This is a genomic window from uncultured Clostridium sp. (assembly GCF_947036855.1).
In the GTDB taxonomy this organism is placed as follows: domain Bacteria; phylum Bacillota; class Clostridia; order Clostridiales; family Clostridiaceae; genus Sarcina.
The window spans coordinates 26,462-42,224 of sequence record NZ_CAMQRY010000006.1 but is presented as its reverse complement, the minus strand read 5'-3'; the positions used below and the strand labels follow the sequence as shown (position 1 = coordinate 42,224).

The 15,763-nt window shown below is 30.0% G+C and carries 15 protein-coding genes and 3 tRNA genes; 4 read left to right on the top strand and 14 right to left on the bottom strand.

Going from position 1 to position 15,763, the window contains the following annotated elements; genetic code table 11:
- Positions 1 to 67: 67 nt before the first annotated feature.
- The 3 genes from Q0V15_RS02070 to Q0V15_RS02060 all read right to left on the bottom strand — a co-directional run bounded on the left by Q0V15_RS02070 (position 68) and on the right by Q0V15_RS02060 (position 308).
- A tRNA-Asp gene (locus Q0V15_RS02070) sits at positions 68 to 144 on the bottom strand.
- Between the two features lie 8 nt (positions 145 to 152).
- Positions 153 to 228: transfer RNA gene (locus tag Q0V15_RS02065), tRNA-Val, on the bottom strand.
- 5 nt (positions 229 to 233) lie between these two features.
- A tRNA-Glu gene (locus Q0V15_RS02060) sits at positions 234 to 308 on the bottom strand.
- A 558-nt stretch (positions 309 to 866) separates the two neighbouring features.
- On the opposite strand from Q0V15_RS02060, the gene Q0V15_RS02055 reads away from it, so the two are divergent.
- On the top strand, positions 867 to 2,111 hold the full coding sequence (locus tag Q0V15_RS02055; protein WP_297435508.1) for an NAD(P)/FAD-dependent oxidoreductase: 1,245 nt from the start codon (positions 867 to 869) through the stop codon (positions 2,109 to 2,111).
- Between the two features lie 95 nt (positions 2,112 to 2,206).
- On the opposite strand, the gene Q0V15_RS02050 is transcribed toward Q0V15_RS02055, so the two are convergent.
- The 4 genes from Q0V15_RS02050 to Q0V15_RS02035 form a co-directional block, all read right to left on the bottom strand.
- Positions 2,207 to 2,968, bottom strand: coding sequence for an acyl-[acyl-carrier-protein] thioesterase (locus Q0V15_RS02050; protein WP_297435506.1), 762 nt, complete (start codon positions 2,966 to 2,968; stop codon positions 2,207 to 2,209).
- A gap of 165 nt (positions 2,969 to 3,133) precedes the next feature.
- Positions 3,134 to 3,682: an NADH peroxidase gene (locus tag Q0V15_RS02045; RefSeq protein ID WP_297435504.1), complete on the bottom strand. Its 549-nt coding sequence runs from the start codon at positions 3,680 to 3,682 to the stop codon at positions 3,134 to 3,136.
- A 337-nt stretch (positions 3,683 to 4,019) separates the two neighbouring features.
- Positions 4,020 to 4,202 (bottom strand): DUF1858 domain-containing protein, encoded by a 183-nt coding sequence (locus Q0V15_RS02040; protein WP_297435502.1) that lies wholly within the window; start codon positions 4,200 to 4,202, stop codon positions 4,020 to 4,022.
- 101 nt (positions 4,203 to 4,303) lie between these two features.
- Positions 4,304 to 4,777 carry an NUDIX hydrolase gene (locus Q0V15_RS02035; protein WP_297435500.1) on the bottom strand — a complete coding sequence of 158 codons (474 nt, stop codon included), beginning with the start codon at positions 4,775 to 4,777 and terminating at the stop codon, positions 4,304 to 4,306.
- A 220-nt stretch (positions 4,778 to 4,997) separates the two neighbouring features.
- Between Q0V15_RS02035 and Q0V15_RS02030 the strand changes: the two genes are divergently transcribed.
- The 3 genes from Q0V15_RS02030 to sdaAA all read left to right on the top strand — a co-directional run bounded on the left by Q0V15_RS02030 (position 4,998) and on the right by sdaAA (position 7,274).
- On the top strand, positions 4,998 to 5,612 hold the full coding sequence (locus Q0V15_RS02030) for a superoxide dismutase (protein ID WP_297435498.1): 615 nt from the start codon (positions 4,998 to 5,000) through the stop codon (positions 5,610 to 5,612).
- A gap of 97 nt (positions 5,613 to 5,709) precedes the next feature.
- Positions 5,710 to 6,393, top strand: coding sequence for an L-serine ammonia-lyase, iron-sulfur-dependent subunit beta (gene sdaAB / locus Q0V15_RS02025; RefSeq protein ID WP_297435496.1), 684 nt, complete (start codon positions 5,710 to 5,712; stop codon positions 6,391 to 6,393).
- A gap of 2 nt (positions 6,394 to 6,395) precedes the next feature.
- A complete protein-coding gene (sdaAA, locus tag Q0V15_RS02020) occupies positions 6,396 to 7,274 on the top strand; it encodes an L-serine ammonia-lyase, iron-sulfur-dependent, subunit alpha (protein WP_297435494.1) in 879 nt (292 codons plus the stop codon).
- 215 nt (positions 7,275 to 7,489) lie between these two features.
- Here sdaAA and proC read toward each other — a convergent pair whose 3' ends face one another.
- The 7 genes from proC to Q0V15_RS01985 all read right to left on the bottom strand — a co-directional run bounded on the left by proC (position 7,490) and on the right by Q0V15_RS01985 (position 15,723).
- A complete protein-coding gene (gene proC, locus Q0V15_RS02015) occupies positions 7,490 to 8,299 on the bottom strand; it encodes a pyrroline-5-carboxylate reductase (protein ID WP_297435492.1) in 810 nt (269 codons plus the stop codon).
- Between the two features lie 132 nt (positions 8,300 to 8,431).
- Positions 8,432 to 9,766, bottom strand: coding sequence for a replicative DNA helicase (locus Q0V15_RS02010; protein ID WP_297435490.1), 1,335 nt, complete (start codon positions 9,764 to 9,766; stop codon positions 8,432 to 8,434).
- 265 nt (positions 9,767 to 10,031) lie between these two features.
- The gene (gene lonC / locus Q0V15_RS02005; RefSeq protein WP_297435487.1) at positions 10,032 to 11,930 is read right to left on the bottom strand and encodes a Lon family ATP-dependent protease; all 1,899 of its coding nucleotides are present in this window, start codon (positions 11,928 to 11,930) and stop codon (positions 10,032 to 10,034) included.
- A gap of 16 nt (positions 11,931 to 11,946) precedes the next feature.
- A complete protein-coding gene (gene rplI / locus Q0V15_RS02000) occupies positions 11,947 to 12,390 on the bottom strand; it encodes a 50S ribosomal protein L9 (protein ID WP_297435485.1) in 444 nt (147 codons plus the stop codon).
- A complete protein-coding gene (locus Q0V15_RS01995) occupies positions 12,390 to 14,354 on the bottom strand; it encodes a DHH family phosphoesterase (RefSeq protein WP_297435483.1) in 1,965 nt (654 codons plus the stop codon). The genes rplI and Q0V15_RS01995 overlap by 1 nt, the downstream gene beginning before the upstream one ends.
- Positions 14,355 to 14,378: 24 nt before the next feature.
- On the bottom strand, positions 14,379 to 15,371 hold the full coding sequence (locus Q0V15_RS01990; RefSeq protein ID WP_297435481.1) for a DUF2232 domain-containing protein: 993 nt from the start codon (positions 15,369 to 15,371) through the stop codon (positions 14,379 to 14,381).
- A 34-nt stretch (positions 15,372 to 15,405) separates the two neighbouring features.
- Positions 15,406 to 15,723 (bottom strand): MazG-like family protein, encoded by a 318-nt coding sequence (locus Q0V15_RS01985; protein WP_297435479.1) that lies wholly within the window; start codon positions 15,721 to 15,723, stop codon positions 15,406 to 15,408.
- Positions 15,724 to 15,763 lie beyond the last annotated feature (40 nt).

Genomic DNA, 15,763 nt, shown 5'->3' with positions numbered 1-15,763 from the left:
AACCCCTGTTACCACCGTGAAAGGGTGGTGTCTTAACCGCTTGACCAAGGGGCCAAAATAAATAAAGTGGCGATTCAGAAGGGATTCGAACCCTCGACCCCCGGCGTGACAGGCCGGTACTCTAACCAACTGAGCTACTGAACCATATTGTGTGGTGGTCGCAACAGGGTTCGAACCTGTGACCCCCTGCTTGTAAGGCAGGTGCTCTCCCAGCTGAGCTATGCGACCTAAATTGGTGACCCCTAGGGGAATCGAACCCCTGTTACCACCGTGAAAGGGTGGTGTCTTAACCGCTTGACCAAGGGGCCATAAAAAACCTCTTATCACACAATATGTTAATCATCATTATTTATTTGACCGTCATGCCGAACTTGCCGACCTGACATAGACTATATTACAGAAATTATGGATAACTGTCAACACTTTTTAGAAAGTTTTTTTCTGTTTTTTTAATCACTCCATAAATTCCCACTCTTATGTAACTATAGAACTTAGCAATAACGCCATTTAATCTTATTTTTTTCTTTGTAAAAGATTTTAATATTTTCTAAAGTTTTTATCGTTAAAATATATAATTTTATAGTTTCGCTAGTATTTCTCTTAAAATATATATTATTTTTTTATAAAATAAATATAAAAATTATTAAAATTTCACAATTTATATACTAATTAATTGAATTTTTCTGTATAAATTCTTAGAATTTCTTTTATGAAATTTCTTACTATGCTAAAATCTATATGTAAGTTTTACTTTTAATATAGATTTTTTTCTACTTTATTAGTAAGATTTTTAAAGAAAAACTATTTATGTTATGAAATATAAATACATTAATTATATAAATTAAATTTATAAAGGAGAATTTTTTATGATATATCATGATTTAATTATTATTGGTGGTGGAGCATCTGGTATGATGGCTGCTATTTCAGCTAAAGATTTTGGACTTGATGTAGCTATTATTGAAGGTACTGATAAAATTGGTCGAAAAATTCTTATGACTGGAAATGGACGTTGTAATATAACTAACTCTACTATCTCACATCCATTTGATACGTATCATAGTGAAAATGATAAATTTTATCAAAATGTTTTAGGTAATTTTTCTGTTGAAGATACTAAAGCATTCTTTTTAAATATTGGTTTACCTATAATAGAACTTCAAAAAGGTAAATGCTACCCTAAATCTCTTCAAGCATCTTCAGTTGTAGATATTTTAAAGCTATCAATAGAAGAAAGAGATATTCCTGTTTATACATCATTTAAAGTAAATAGAATATCTAAATCAAATGAAATTTTTAAAATTACTCCAACAGATGAAAGTATGGAAGTTATTACTTCATCTAAAGTGATTTTAGCTTGTGGAGGAAAATCAGCTACTGTAAGTGGTTCTGATGGGTCTGGTTATATCCTTTCTAAGCAACTTGGACACAAAATAATAGGTCAAGTTGCTGGTATAGTTCAATTAAAGCTTGAACACCACGCATTAAAGTCTATGACAGGCGTTAAGTTTGATGGCTATACAGAAGTAGTTAGTAATGGTAAGTCGCTTAGAAAAGATTTTGGTGAGATTCTATTTACAAACTATGGAATATCAGGACCTCCTATTTTACAAATATCTAGAACTGCTTCATATGCAGTTTCTAAGGGTGAGGATGTTCGTATAGTTGTTGATATGATGCCAGATAAAACCGAAAAGGAACTTGAACTATTCTTAGATGAACATTTTGGAATGTTTAGTATGAGAGGTATAGTTGATGCTCTTATTGGAGTTATTAATAAAAAACTTATCATAACTATTTTAAAAGAATCTGGAATAAGAGATATTCATAAACCTTGTTGTGATTTGTCTTGGAAAGAAAAAAAAGCTCTTGTTAAGACACTTAAAAGTTGGGAGTTTAAATGTACTGACTCTAATGGATTTACAGCTGCTCAAGTAACTGCAGGTGGTGTTGATACAAATGATATAGACCCTGTAACCCTAGAATCAAAGCTTGTAAAAGGTTTATTCTTCTGTGGTGAAGTTATGGATGTAGATGGCGATTGTGGTGGATTTAATCTTCAATGGGCTTGGAGCTCTGGATTTGCTGCTGCACTTGGTAGTACAAAATAATAAAAACAAAAAATAGTATGTTATAGATAAATTTCTATAACATACTATTTTACTTTAAAGTATAAAAACATCTTAAAATTTCTTTTACTATCTTTTTATAACTTAAATTCTTTTCTAGTCCAATATGATTCCATTATATTAACTTCTTCATTCTTATTATTTGATATTTTATGAAGCATCTTTATTTGATCTATTCCCTTAATAATTTCAATCTCCACCTTAGGCTTGTCCTCGCCTATAATTTCTTTGATAAACTTAATTTTTATTTCTGAAACTAAGTATTTATCCAAAATATCATTTGGTATAGCATCAAGCGACCATTCAAAGTACTTTGCATTATTTATATGTGCATTACTATCAAAGTCAGAAAACCTTATATCTATTTCTTTTTCAACAGTACCATTACTAAGCTTTTCAAATTTTAACTTAGTTGGTCTTATTTTTGTATCCTTAGAAATTCCATGTTTTTCATAATATATATCTGGAACTTTTGAAAGTTTTCTTTTTTCTACATCTATTACTACGGCCAGTGATGTTGCTGTCCCTATAACTTCTCCAGACTCTCCAAACATTTCAAAACTTCGTGATGCATAAAATTTTTGTATAGTATCAACATGTGTTTTTACTCTTATTTTCTCTTTATATTTTGGATACCTATCTATCTTGATATCATATTCAAAAAATACAAACACTACTCCGTATGGATTAGTCATACTTATATCTATCCCTAATTCATCTTCATGTCGAAGTCCTACATCTGTAAAACAATCCATTATTGAAGTAACCCTACAATTAAAATTTTTATCTATATCTCTATATAGAATTTCATATTCTTTTTCAAAATCTACCCTACTCATTTTTTTACCCTTTCATATTCTTTCATCTTTAGTTTTGGCTTTAATCTAAAATAATTTATTTTAATTTATAAAAAATATTATACTAAATTTACACCTTCTTCTATTATAACGCAAAAAAAAGAGGTTTCCATTTCAAAATGGAAACCTCTTTATATAACTTTAATACTATTTAGCACCAAAGTATCTTTCTAATAATCCAGCGAAAGCTTTTCCGTGTCTAGCTTCATCTTTACACATTTCGTGTACTGTATCATGTATAGCGTCTAAGTTTAATTGTTTAGCTAATGTAGCTAAATCTTTCTTACCTTGACATGCTCCATGCTCAGCATTAACTCTAGCTTGTAAGTTAGCTTTAGTATCAGCTTCAACAACCTCACCTAACATTTCTGCAAATTTAGCAGCATGCTCAGCTTCTTCGAAAGCTATTCTTTTGTAAGCTTCTCCGATTTCTGGGTGTCCTTCTCTATCAGCTTGTCTTGACATAGCTAAATACATTCCTACTTCTGTACATTCTCCCATGAAGTTAGCTTGTAATCCCTCTATTATTCTTGAATCTGTTCCCTTAGCCACACCAATTCTATGCTCATCAGCATATACCATTGTGTCTGTTTGTTCCATGAACTTATCAGCACCTACTCCACATATTGGGCACACTGATGGAGCCACTTCACCTTCTGCAATATAACCACAAACTGTACAAACAAATTTTTTCATTTTACAAAACCTCCTAAAGTTTTTCAAACATTTTTAATATTTCTTTTCTGTATCTTCGTTATGTTATTATTATATAATAGTTATTATTGATTATCAAGCCTTTTTTCAAAGTTTTTTTAATTTTTATTATAAATATCAAAAATACATACTATAATATTCTCTATTCCCTCTATCTGTACCATTCCTTATAAATAATCTTTTTTAATTTTATTTTCAATTATTTATAAATATGCATATTTATATATATATCATGTATATTTATAAAATATTTAATAATGGTTATCAATTAGTTGGTATAAAAAAACTGCAAGATTATCTCTAATCTCGCAGTTAATAATTATTTATTTAAAGCTACTATAAGCTCTTCTATATTTAATCCATGAACCATTGCAGCTTCTTCTAAAGTTTCTGCTTGAGCTGATGGACAACCAACACATCCCATACCAAATGCCATTAATACTTCTGCCTTTGTTGGGTTTTGTCTTATTATTTCACCAATTGTCATTTCTTTATTTATCATATCTATACCTCTTTTACATAAATTTATTTTGTAGAATTTATTATTCTCTTTAATTGTAATTATACTCGACCATTTTTTTTATTTCAAATAAATTACTTTTACTATTTTAGTAATCCTTGTTTTATTAAATCTTTTATGACAACTTTATCTGGTATATTTAGCTCATCTTCTGATGGTAAATTTTTTAATGAGTAAAATTTTGCATCCTTAGTTTCAACTGGGTCTAATTTTAACTCTCCACTAAAATCATTTTTACATATATACATGCAACTTACTATATACACCTCATGTCCATTTGGATATATATAGTGTAGACTTTCACCTGAGTACACATTAAAAACTTCTAATTTATTAACTGTTAAATTTACTTCTTCAAAAACTTCTCGTCTTGCTGCTTCTTCAAAAGTTTCCCCAAGTTCCATAGAACCACCAGGAATTCCCCATCTATTATTATCAGTTCTTCTTTGTAATAGAACTTCTCCATTTTCATTAAATACTAATACTCCTGCTGCTGGCATCATTAATGGTCTATTCTCATTCTTTAGTTCTTTTCTTAAATCTATTATATATCCCATATTTTTCTCCTTAGCTTTTTAATTTTTAAATATTTAAACTTATATATTTATAATATCATGTAGAATTATTATTTCAAAACACCCATAAAATTCCTTTTTAATCCATTTGAGGTTATTATTATAATATAAATTCCTTAAATACATCAACTATTCTTATCTATATTTTTATATATTTTGCATAAACTATATTTATAAAATTAATTTTAAAGGAAGTGTTTTTATGTATACTGATATCAAAGCAAAGAATTTTAACATAACAGACATTAAAGGTTTAACTGAAAACCAAGTTGATCAACATTTAAAACTTTATAATGGATACATTGCTAAAGTTAATGAAATTTCTAAAGCTAGTAAAGATCCTGAAACTTATACAGGTTCAAATCCAACTTACTCAGCAATGAGAGCTTTAAAGCAAGGTGAAACTTTTGCACTAAATGGAGTTAAGCTTCATGAACTTTATTTTGAGAACTTATCATGTGATACAGATTGCTCTTTTAAAAAGGATAGTAAAATAGCTACTATAATAGAAGAACAATTTTGTGGTTATGAATCTTTCCTTGCTTATTTAAAGCAAGTTGCGTTATCTGTAAGAGGATGGGCTGTTGTTGCAATTGATGATGTAACTAATAGACTAAGAGTTCTAGGACTTGATGCTCATGATGTTGGAGCTGTATTTGGTGCTACTCCACTTCTTGTTATTGATGTATATGAACATGCTTACTTCATAGATTATGGAACAGACAGAGCTGCTTATCTTGATAGTATATTTAAAAGTATCAACTGGAATATTGTTGATTGTAGACTTTCTAAATATTGCTGCACAAATGGAAAATAATTAAATTTTTGAGTAGCTTGTATATTAAGCTACTCTTTTTTTAAATTTTACGATAAAATTATATACATATTAAAATTTATTTTTAGGAGACATATTTATGAAAAAATTTGGTGTTTTTGATATACTTGGTCCTATTATGATTGGACCGTCTAGTTCACATACAGCTGGAGCTGCAAGACTTGGAAAAGTGGCAAGAACTATTTGTTCTGATGAAATTAAAAGTGTTAAGTTTTTACTACATGGTTCTTTTGCTAAAACTTATAAAGGACATGGAACTGATAAGGCTTTAGTTGCAGGTATTCTTGGAATGGAGCCATCTGATAAACGACTTCGTGAATCTATGGAACTTGCTGAAGAAATGGGACTTGCTGTAGAGTTTATAGAATCTGACCTTGGTGATGGACTCCATCCTAATACAGTTAAATTTATAATGGAAACTAAAAATGGATATACTTGTGATGTTATGGGTTCATCAATTGGTGGTGGAAATATCGTAATAAATCAAGTAAATGGAGAAAATGTTGATTTCACAGGTCAATATCCAACTTTAATAGTTACACATAAAGATGTACCAGGATCAATCTTTAAAATAACTACTATACTATATAAGCAAAATATCAATATAGCTACACTTAGAGTTTTTAGAGATGAAAAAGGTAAATCTGCAACTATGATATTTGAAGTTGATCATAATATTCCAAATGAACTACTTGAAGAAATAAAACTACTTGAGGCTGTTGATAATATAATTATGATTAAGCCAGATAGTAAGGAGGTTTAATTATGTTTGCTAGAAATGGTGAAGAACTTTTAACAATATGTACTGAAAAAAACTGGTCACTTGCTGACTATGCTATAAATTACGAAATAGAAAATAGTAATCTTTCAAGAGAATCTGTTATAAAAAACATGCATAAAATTCTTTCAGTTATGAAAGATGGTGCAAATGAAGGACAAGAAAAGAAAATATACTCTGTAAGTGGACTTATAGGTGGAGATGCTTATAAAATTAAAAAATATCTTGAAAAAGGTAATACACTTTGTGGTGATACTATTGTTTCAGCTATTGGAAGAGCTATCTCTTCATCAGAAGTTAACGCTGCTATGGGAAGAATAGTTGCTTGCCCAACTGCTGGTTCTTGTGGAATACTCCCTGCTGTAATTTTGACAGTAGGTGATAGATTCAATTTATCAGATGATGAGCTTATTTCAGGACTTTTTGCATCATCTACAATCGGACTTTTAATAGCTCAAAATGCTACACTTTCTGGAGCAGAAGGTGGATGCCAAGCCGAATGTGGTTCAGCTGCTGCAATGGCAAGTGCTGCTACTGTAGAACTCATGGGTGGAACTGTTGATATGGCTTTAAATGCTGGAGCAATAGTTATAAAAAACATTTTAGGACTTGTTTGTGATCCTGTAGCTGGACTAGTTGAAGTTCCTTGTGCAAAAAGAAACTTTGCTGGAGCTATAAGTGCTTTAAGCACAGCTGATTTAGTTATGGCTGGAGTTTCTAGTAAAATTCCATTTGATGATACTATTGAAGCAATGTATAGAGTTGGAAAAAGTTTACCTGCTTCACTTCGTGAAACTGCTCAAGGTGGACTAGCTACCACTAAAACGGGGATTGAGTTAAATAAAAGAATCTTTGGTGATAAATAAAAAAGCGTAAAAAAATGTACTAGGTGTTTGTGAGCCTAGTACATTTTTTTGTATTGTTATTCGTTTTTATAGGAGTTTGTTTTATATTGTTTGTTTGTTTGTTTGTATTGTATTGTTTGCTATTTCGTTGTTTGCTTAAGCAATATCTCTTTCATTGAAAATGATTATCACTTGCTTATGAACTTAGTATATCATCAAATGAGAATTGATGTCAACTATTTTTTTGACATTTCTTTAGATTTTTTTTCACAAGCATCCATTGCTAAAATTATAGACTCTCTAAACCCTGTATTTTCAAGCATTGAAACAGCTTCAATAGTCGTCCCACCTGGTGAACAAACTCTATCTTTTAAAACTGCTGGATGCTCTCCTGTTTCTAAAACCATCTTTGCAGTTCCAAGTAAACTTTGTGCTGCAAGTTTATATGACTTATTTGCAGGTATACCAGCTCTTATACCAGCAGTTCCCATAGCTTCAATAAACATATAGGCATAAGCTGGTGATGAACCACAAAGCGCTATGAATCCATGGAAGTACTTCTCCTCTAATAATTCACTCTTTCCAAAACTATTAAATATTTCCTCTATCAATTTAATCTCATTATCTAACAAATTTTTATTTGGGCATAATGCACTCATTCCTGCCCCAACTAAAGCTGGTGTATTTGGCATAGCTCTTAAAACTTTAAGTTTATCTATTCCAAATAAATTTTCAATATCAATAATCTCTACTCCAGCTGCAATACTTACTATAATTACATCTTGTTTCACACTATCCTTAATTTCTGAAATTACCTCTGAGAAAAAATGTGGCTTAACTGCAAGTATTAATATATCTACATTTTTAGCTACATTAATATTACTCGCTACATTCACGCTAAACTTTTCTTTAATTTTAGTTTTGCTATTTTCACTTTTAGCACTACAGTAAACATCTTTTGCATCAATAATACCAGAACCTATAATACCTTCAAGCATTGCTGACCCCATATTTCCACAACCTATAAATCCTAATTTCTTATTCATTTTACTTCACACTCCTTAAATATTTTCTTAAATCTTAATTTTATAATACTCCATATTTTATTAAAAACTCTACCCTTTTTAATAAAATCCTCAAAAAAACACATAAGAGAAACCTCTTACGTGCTATAATTTCTATTCTATATCTGATAAATCTAAATTACCAAATTTACTGAACTGTCCAAGCCAAGCAAGTTTAACAGTTCCAACTGGACCATTTCTCTGCTTAGATATAATACACTCAGCAATATTCTTTTGATCTGTTTCTTTATTATAATATTCATCTCTATAAAGGAACATAACAATATCAGCATCCTGCTCTATAGAACCAGACTCTCTAAGGTCAGAAAGCATTGGTCTATGATCTGCTCTTTGCTCAGGTGCACGAGAAAGCTGTGATAAAGCTATAACAGGACATTTCATTTCCTTAGCAATAGCTTTAATATTTCTTGAAATCTCAGAAACCTCTTGTTGTCTACTCTCTTCACCACTACCACTCATAAGTTGTAGGTAGTCTATAAAGATCATATCAACACCATGTTCTGCTTTAAGTTTTCTACACTTTGATCTCATTTCCATAATAGAAACACCAGCAGTATCATCAATGTATATTTTAGCTGATGATAATGGTCCAGCAGCTCTAGCTATATTTTCCCAATCCTTATCCTCAAGTTGTCCTGTTCTAAGACTAAGCATATCAACGTTTGCCTGTGAACATAATAGCTTATATGCAAGTTGTTCCTTAGACATCTCTAGTGAAAATATAACAACACTCTTACCCTCTTTTAATGCAGCATGTTCTGCAATATTTAAAGCAAAAGTTGTTTTCCCCATAGATGGTCTTGCAGCAATAAGTACCATATCTCCAGCTTGAAAACCAGATGTTTTCTCATCTAAATCATTAAAACCTGAACCTACTCCCGTAGTTTCTCCCTTATTATTATAAAGTCTTTCAATCTCCTCAAATCCTCTTTCAAGAACATCACTAATTGATTCAAAATCTCCTGAATTTTTAGTTTCTGATATATCAAAAATCTTTTTTTCAGCTGAATCAACAACTTTTAACACATCACCCTGTTCATTATAACAAGTTGATATAATATCAGTTGAAGCTTTTATAAGTCTTCTAAGAGTTGCCTTATCCTCAACAATCTTTATATAATCATTAATATTAGCAGCATCTATAACACTACCTTCCATTTCTGATAAATACGTAATTCCTCCAGCCTTTTCAAGCTTATCTGAAGATAAAAGATATTCAACAAGAGTAACTTGGTCAACAGCATTATCTTTTTGAAACATTTCTACTATGCTCTTAAAAATTATTTTATGAGAATCTCTATAAAAATCCTCTGCTGATAATGCTTCTGCACTTTTCGCTATTGCACCTCTATCCACCATCATAGCTCCTAGAACTGCCTGTTCTGCCTCAATGCTCTGTGGCAAACTTTTCATTACTGGTGCATCCATCTTTGCTTCCTCCTAATCCATTAATAGTCTCTATATCCCATTTCATTTATATATAAGTGCTCAAACACATATTTACATTTTACTCTATGTACTAAGTCTTTTACTCAAATACTTTATATCTTAGTATATATTACTTTTTTACAATCTTCTATATTATATCATTTATTATGTTTTTTAATCAAAGAAAGGTATTATAAATTAATGTTAACTTTTATGAAAATAGTTAAAAATAAGGACTATGCATAGCATAGTCCTTACCTATATATTATGAAAATGCAATTTCCATTAATTCTTCTATATTTTTTAGAGCTTTGATTTCTACATCTAAAAGACCTTTTGGTATTTCTCTCTCATTATCTATTGGAACAGTAACAAGTCTAATACCTTTTCTTCTTGCACCATATATTTTCTCAAATACTCCACCAACAGGTTTAATATGACCTCTTAAAGAAATCTCTCCTGTTATAGCCATATCTTGTCTTATAGGTTTATCAAGAAGTGAACTTATAATACATAATGTTATTGCAGCACCAGCAGATGGACCATCAATATTTCCACCACCAACTACATTGACATGTATATCATAATCTTTTATATCTTTATCTGTAACTCTTCTAATAACTGAAGCAGCATTGAAAACTGAATCTTTAGCCATAGAACCTGCAGTATCATTAAATCTAATACTTCCTGCACCTTTCTTTTTAGCCTCAAATGTAACAGCTTCAATTTCTATTGTTGAACCAAGGAATCCTGAAACTCCAAGTCCATAAACTTTACCAACTTCTTTATCATCAAGTTGCTCAAATTTTTCATAAGGTATAAATCTACCCATGCTTAGAACTTCATCAATATCCTTTAAAAGAATCTTAACTCTCTTTGGTTCCTTGCTTTTACTTCTTAAAAGTGCCTGCCCATAGGCATCTGCAAGTATATTAATAGCTTTTCTACCCTCAATTGTGTAGTTTGCTATAACCTTTGCAACTCCTGTTTCTAGAATTGCTCCTAGTTTTTTAGCAGCATCAGTTATAATTCTTTCAATATCCGGTGTACTAAGTGGTTCAAAGTAAACCTCTGTACATCTTGATCTTACAGCTGGATTTATTTCCCCTGGTCCTCTTGTTGTAGCACCAATCATAACAAAATCAGCTGGAGCACCATTATCGAATAGATATTTAATATATCCTGGTACATTTTTATCATCTGGATCATAGTAAGAAGATGTAAATTCTACTCTCTTATCTTCTAACACCTTTAATAATTTATTTTGAAGGAATGAGTCAAGCTCACCAATTTCATCAATAAATAATATTCCACCATGAGCCTCTGTTACAAGACCTGTTTTTGGTTCTGGTACTCCGACTTCAGCAAGATCTCTCTTACTTCCTTGATATATAGGATCATGTACTGAACCAAGTAATGGGTTTGAAATTTCTCTCGGATCCCATCTAAGTGTTGTACCATCAACCTCTACAAACTTAGAATTTTCATCAAATGCTGACTGTTTTATTTTTCTCGCAGCATCTAAAGCAATTCTTGCAGCTGTAGTTTTACCAACCCCTGGAGGTCCGTAAAGAATAATATGCTGTGGATAAGGTGACACAAGTTTTGATATTAAAGATTTAATTGCTCTTTCTTGCCCTATTATATCTTTAAAATCACTTGGTCTAAGTAATGACATAATATTCTTACTTGAAACTTTTTTATCTAAATCCTCTAAATGCTTAAGCTTATTCAAAGTTGCAGCATTTTCAGGACCTTTTTTCTTTCTTATAATTTCAAGTCTCATATCATCCATATATTTTTCTTGTTTCTCTTGAAGTGCTTTTTCAAGCTCTCCATTAATTTTCTTCTTTAAATATCTTTTAGCAAGTTCTCCAGACATAGCATTACATACGCTCTCAATAACTGCCTCAAAATTACTCTTATTTGGAATAGTTGGATTTCCTTGACCTTCTGTAACAATCATATTTAAAGCATGTAGTTTCTCATAAGGATCACTTGAATCCATATGCTTTTGTAATTTAAATCTTACAATTCTTGCTCTCATAGCTCCATCATCTAACATTTTTGATGCTACTTCCTCAAGAACTTCTATTTGGCTCTCTAAACTCAGTCCTTCAGCCATTAAATAGCTTAAAACTTTATTTTCATCTACTGATTTCAAATTTTTAATCCCCCTTTTATACAGGAACAACCATAACTTTCATCTTAGTTGTTATTTCTGGATATAACTTAACTTCTATAGTATAAGTTCCAGCTACTTTTATTGTTTCCATAACTATCTTCTTTTTATCAACTTTTATTTTAAAATCTTTTTCTATCATTCCAGCAACATCTTTATTTGTGATAGCTCCGAATAATCTTCCACCCTCACCAGATTTAGATGTAATTTTAACAACTTTATCACGAAGTTCATCCGCAAGTTTTTGAGCAGCTTCAATTTCTGCAAGTTTTGCTTTTCTTTCAATAGTCTTCTTAGCATTTAAAATATGAAGGCTATTATCTGTTGCTTGTTGTGCTATTTTCTTTGGAAATAGATAATTTCTTGCATATCCATCTGATGCCTCTATAACATCACCTTTTTTCCCTAATGTTTTAACGTCTTTTAATAATATAACTTTCATTATTCATCACCTTTCTCTTTTATAAAATACTCTTTTAGAGTTTTCTTTAATATTCTTTTAGCCTCATCAATACTCATATCAGCAAATTGAGTTCCTGCCATAGTTCTATGACCACCACCACCAAGTGCTTCCATTATTATTTGAACATTTATATTTCCACTAGATCTAGAACTAAGATATACTTTATTCTTAACCTTAACAAATACAAATGAGCTTTCTATTCCAACTATATTTAAAAGTTCATCAGCACCCTGTGCTGCAAAAACAATCTCAGAGATATTATCCGGACAAGCTGAAATTGCAATTCCTTGTTCAATCTCTGCCGACTTAATTATCTCAAATCTTGCAATATAACTTTCTAAATTGTTATTAAATAATTTTTTAACTTCTATAGGATCTGCTCCCATTTTTTTTAAAAATGCAGCTGCTTCAAATGTCCTAACTCCAGTTTTAAATGTAAAGTTTTTAGTATCCATAACTATTCCTGCAAGAAGCCCATCAGCCTCAACTGAAGCAATACTTGGTTTATCAGACATATACTGAATAAGTTCTGTAACAAGCTCTGATGTTGATGATGCATAAACTTCTAAATATGTTAATATAGCATTTTTTATATAATCTTCTGATTTTCTATGATGGTCTATAACAACTACTCTATCACATTTGTTTAATAAATCAATATTTCCTACATATTGCTCACTATGAACATCTGTTACTATAATCAAAGTTTTATCATCAATATTATTCATAGCGTACGCATTATCTACGATTAAGTTCTTATATTCTTCTCTAGACTTAATATCCGATAAAAAAGTATCTATCGCATTTGTATCATTATTTAGTACAATATTGCACTTAAGTTCATAACCTTTAACAACACTAGCAATTCCCATTGCAGCACCAAAACAATCCATATCGATATTTTTATGTCCTACAACAAAAACTCTACTGCTCTCATAAATCAATTCTCTAAGTGCATGTGCTATAACTCTAACTCTAACCTTACTTGTTTTTTCTAAAGCTTTAGTATTTCCACCAAAGAACTCTGTATTATGCTCTGATTTAATAACTATTTGATCTCCACCTCTACCAAGTGCTAAATCAATTGCTTTATTTGCAAGTTCTTGATTATCAAAAGGACTTTCGCCACCTTTACCTATACCAACACTAAGTGTAATATCTAAATTATCTTTAAGGACAATATCACTTGTTATTTCTAAAATTCCAAACTTTTCTGAAACTACGCTTTCTATTTTACTCTCTAAAATAGTTAAAATAAATTTATCATGATCATATTTTTTAACCATAGCACCAATTGATGCCGCATAATCATTAACTTTCTTTTGTATTTTAGCAAGTAAAACTGGTTTTTCTTCTGTACTTATATATATTTCTAATTCTTTCAAATTATCAATCTCTATAAGCATAATACATTGTCTTATATCCATTTTTAGATTACTCGTATCATTAAAATTAACAAGATAATATTCTTCTCCAGCCTCTGTTATTATAGCTTTACCATAAACATCATACTTTACTTTATTTATAGTGATTTTTTGAGAATTTTCTCTATTACACTTTATAACTTTATTTATATCAAGACCCCTAACTACTGCAACTATCTTATTATCCTTCAGCGAATAATTAGGATATAATTCTTTGAATATCTTATTATACCAAAATAATTTCCCTTCTGAATTAATAACAACTGCAGGATATATAGAATCTAAAATATTATTTTCTATACTACTCTTTATTTCCTGAGCAATTCTTTTATTCTCATCATCATTAACTTCTTGTTTCTTCAAAAGATTAATAACAACTAAACTCATAAAAAGTATATAGATTATAGGAATTATAATTCCTAAAACATAGCTATTTGAAATAGCTAAATTAACAACTGTAATTATAGTAAATATAATCATAGCTATTACTATATGAATTCTTTTTAATTTAAGATACATAAATTTCTCCTACTAACCATTATTCTATATGTTTGAATTTAATTTTTTTCTAATTATACTCCCAAGACTATCCTCATCAAGCCCTCTATAATCAAAGAAAACATCAACAAGTCCAATTATAAATATATAACCTATAAGCCCTGATATAAGTAAGAAAAATATTATTACTACTACAAAGCCCTTTGCTATTTTTACCTTCTCAACAAGAAAATATGCCACAAGACTCATAGTTTGTAATCCAAATAATAATGCTAAACTACCTAGCGCACCAATAAACACTTCTATTCCTAGCGGAATTCCATTTTTTTTAAGTTCCATTCCAATTAATGCTATTACAACAATTGCTGCTATAAATTTAGGATCAATATACCATTTAGTAAAAGATATTAAATTATTAAATTTAAATCCTAACCTTATTAATATATTCCTAGAAACTATAAATATAATAACTGCTGATATAAAACTAATTAAAATTACTACTATCGGTAATGCTATTTGCATATTCTGAATTGTTATCATAGATTCTATATAATTTATATGATCTTTCATCTCTTGGCTAGTTGCAACTTTAAGCATCTGCTTAGTTACTACTTTATTTTGTGAAATTATACTAAGTAAAAATTGATTTAAAGTCATATTCATTATCATATATATATATATTACAGATGTTGAAACTATAGATATAACAGTCCCAATTAATATATAAATTAAGGTATATACTCCAGATTTTTTACTCCTTACACCAATTCCAAGGCCAATTCCAATAAATCCAGCTATAATTATTGATGTTAAACCATATATAGGACCTAAAATTAAAGTTATAAATATAAACCCAACTACAATCGATAGTATAGACATTTTTAATCCATTTTTTATGTAAAGTATAGCTACCGGTATAGGTACTAGTAAGCATCCTAGCAAACTAATTCCTGGAATATTAGAAATAAACATTAATAAAACTATTATCCCTGTAAGTATTCCACCTTCAACAATACTTTTACTTTTTAAATTTTTCATATTGCTTCCTCCTTACCCTTAAAATCAAAGGTAACTAAAGCTTATTTTTAAAATGTCTTAAAAGCTTACTAAGACTTTTACCTTCTTTTTCTAAGACATCATCTTCTATTATAGCCATTTTTAATATTTTTTTAACACTATCATCAACTTCCATAGCTTTATATCCTAATTTTTCAGCTAAAACATATAAAACTATAATAAGAGATGCTATACATTCTACAACTACACCCTTTGTTGCTCCTGCACCTTTTGTTAGAATAGTAAAAAGTTCTCCAGTCATACAGATAAACTGTGCTTTTAATTCTTCTATAGCTTTTATATTACCCATTATATTAAAGTCATCTTTTTTCATAAATTCTCCCCCATAAACCTTATACTCTCTATTATATAAT

Excerpts from the sequence above, each read along its gene's own strand:
- Q0V15_RS02040 (WP_297435502.1), bottom strand. The coding sequence starts at position 4,202 with ATGATAAATAAAGAAATGACAATTGGTGAAATAATAAGACAAAACCCA.
- Q0V15_RS02045 (WP_297435504.1), bottom strand. The coding sequence starts at position 3,682 with ATGAAAAAATTTGTTTGTACAGTTTGTGGTTATATTGCAGAAGGTGAA.
- Q0V15_RS02035 (WP_297435500.1), bottom strand. The coding sequence starts at position 4,777 with ATGGGATATATAATAGATTTAAGAAAAGAACTAAAGAATGAGAATAGA.
- Q0V15_RS02050 (WP_297435506.1), bottom strand. The coding sequence starts at position 2,968 with ATGAGTAGGGTAGATTTTGAAAAAGAATATGAAATTCTATATAGAGAT.
- sdaAA (WP_297435494.1), top strand. The coding sequence starts at position 6,396 with ATGTTTGCTAGAAATGGTGAAGAACTTTTAACAATATGTACTGAAAAA.
- Q0V15_RS01990 (WP_297435481.1), bottom strand. The coding sequence starts at position 15,371 with ATGAAAAATTTAAAAAGTAAAAGTATTGTTGAAGGTGGAATACTTACA.
- Q0V15_RS02055 (WP_297435508.1), top strand. The coding sequence starts at position 867 with ATGATATATCATGATTTAATTATTATTGGTGGTGGAGCATCTGGTATG.
- Q0V15_RS01985 (WP_297435479.1), bottom strand. The coding sequence starts at position 15,723 with ATGAAAAAAGATGACTTTAATATAATGGGTAATATAAAAGCTATAGAA.
- proC (WP_297435492.1), bottom strand. The coding sequence starts at position 8,299 with ATGAATAAGAAATTAGGATTTATAGGTTGTGGAAATATGGGGTCAGCA.
- sdaAB (WP_297435496.1), top strand. The coding sequence starts at position 5,710 with ATGAAAAAATTTGGTGTTTTTGATATACTTGGTCCTATTATGATTGGA.
- Q0V15_RS02010 (WP_297435490.1), bottom strand. The coding sequence starts at position 9,766 with ATGGATGCACCAGTAATGAAAAGTTTGCCACAGAGCATTGAGGCAGAA.
- Q0V15_RS02030 (WP_297435498.1), top strand. The coding sequence starts at position 4,998 with ATGTATACTGATATCAAAGCAAAGAATTTTAACATAACAGACATTAAA.
- rplI (WP_297435485.1), bottom strand. The coding sequence starts at position 12,390 with ATGAAAGTTATATTATTAAAAGACGTTAAAACATTAGGGAAAAAAGGT.
- Q0V15_RS01995 (WP_297435483.1), bottom strand. The coding sequence starts at position 14,354 with ATGTATCTTAAATTAAAAAGAATTCATATAGTAATAGCTATGATTATA.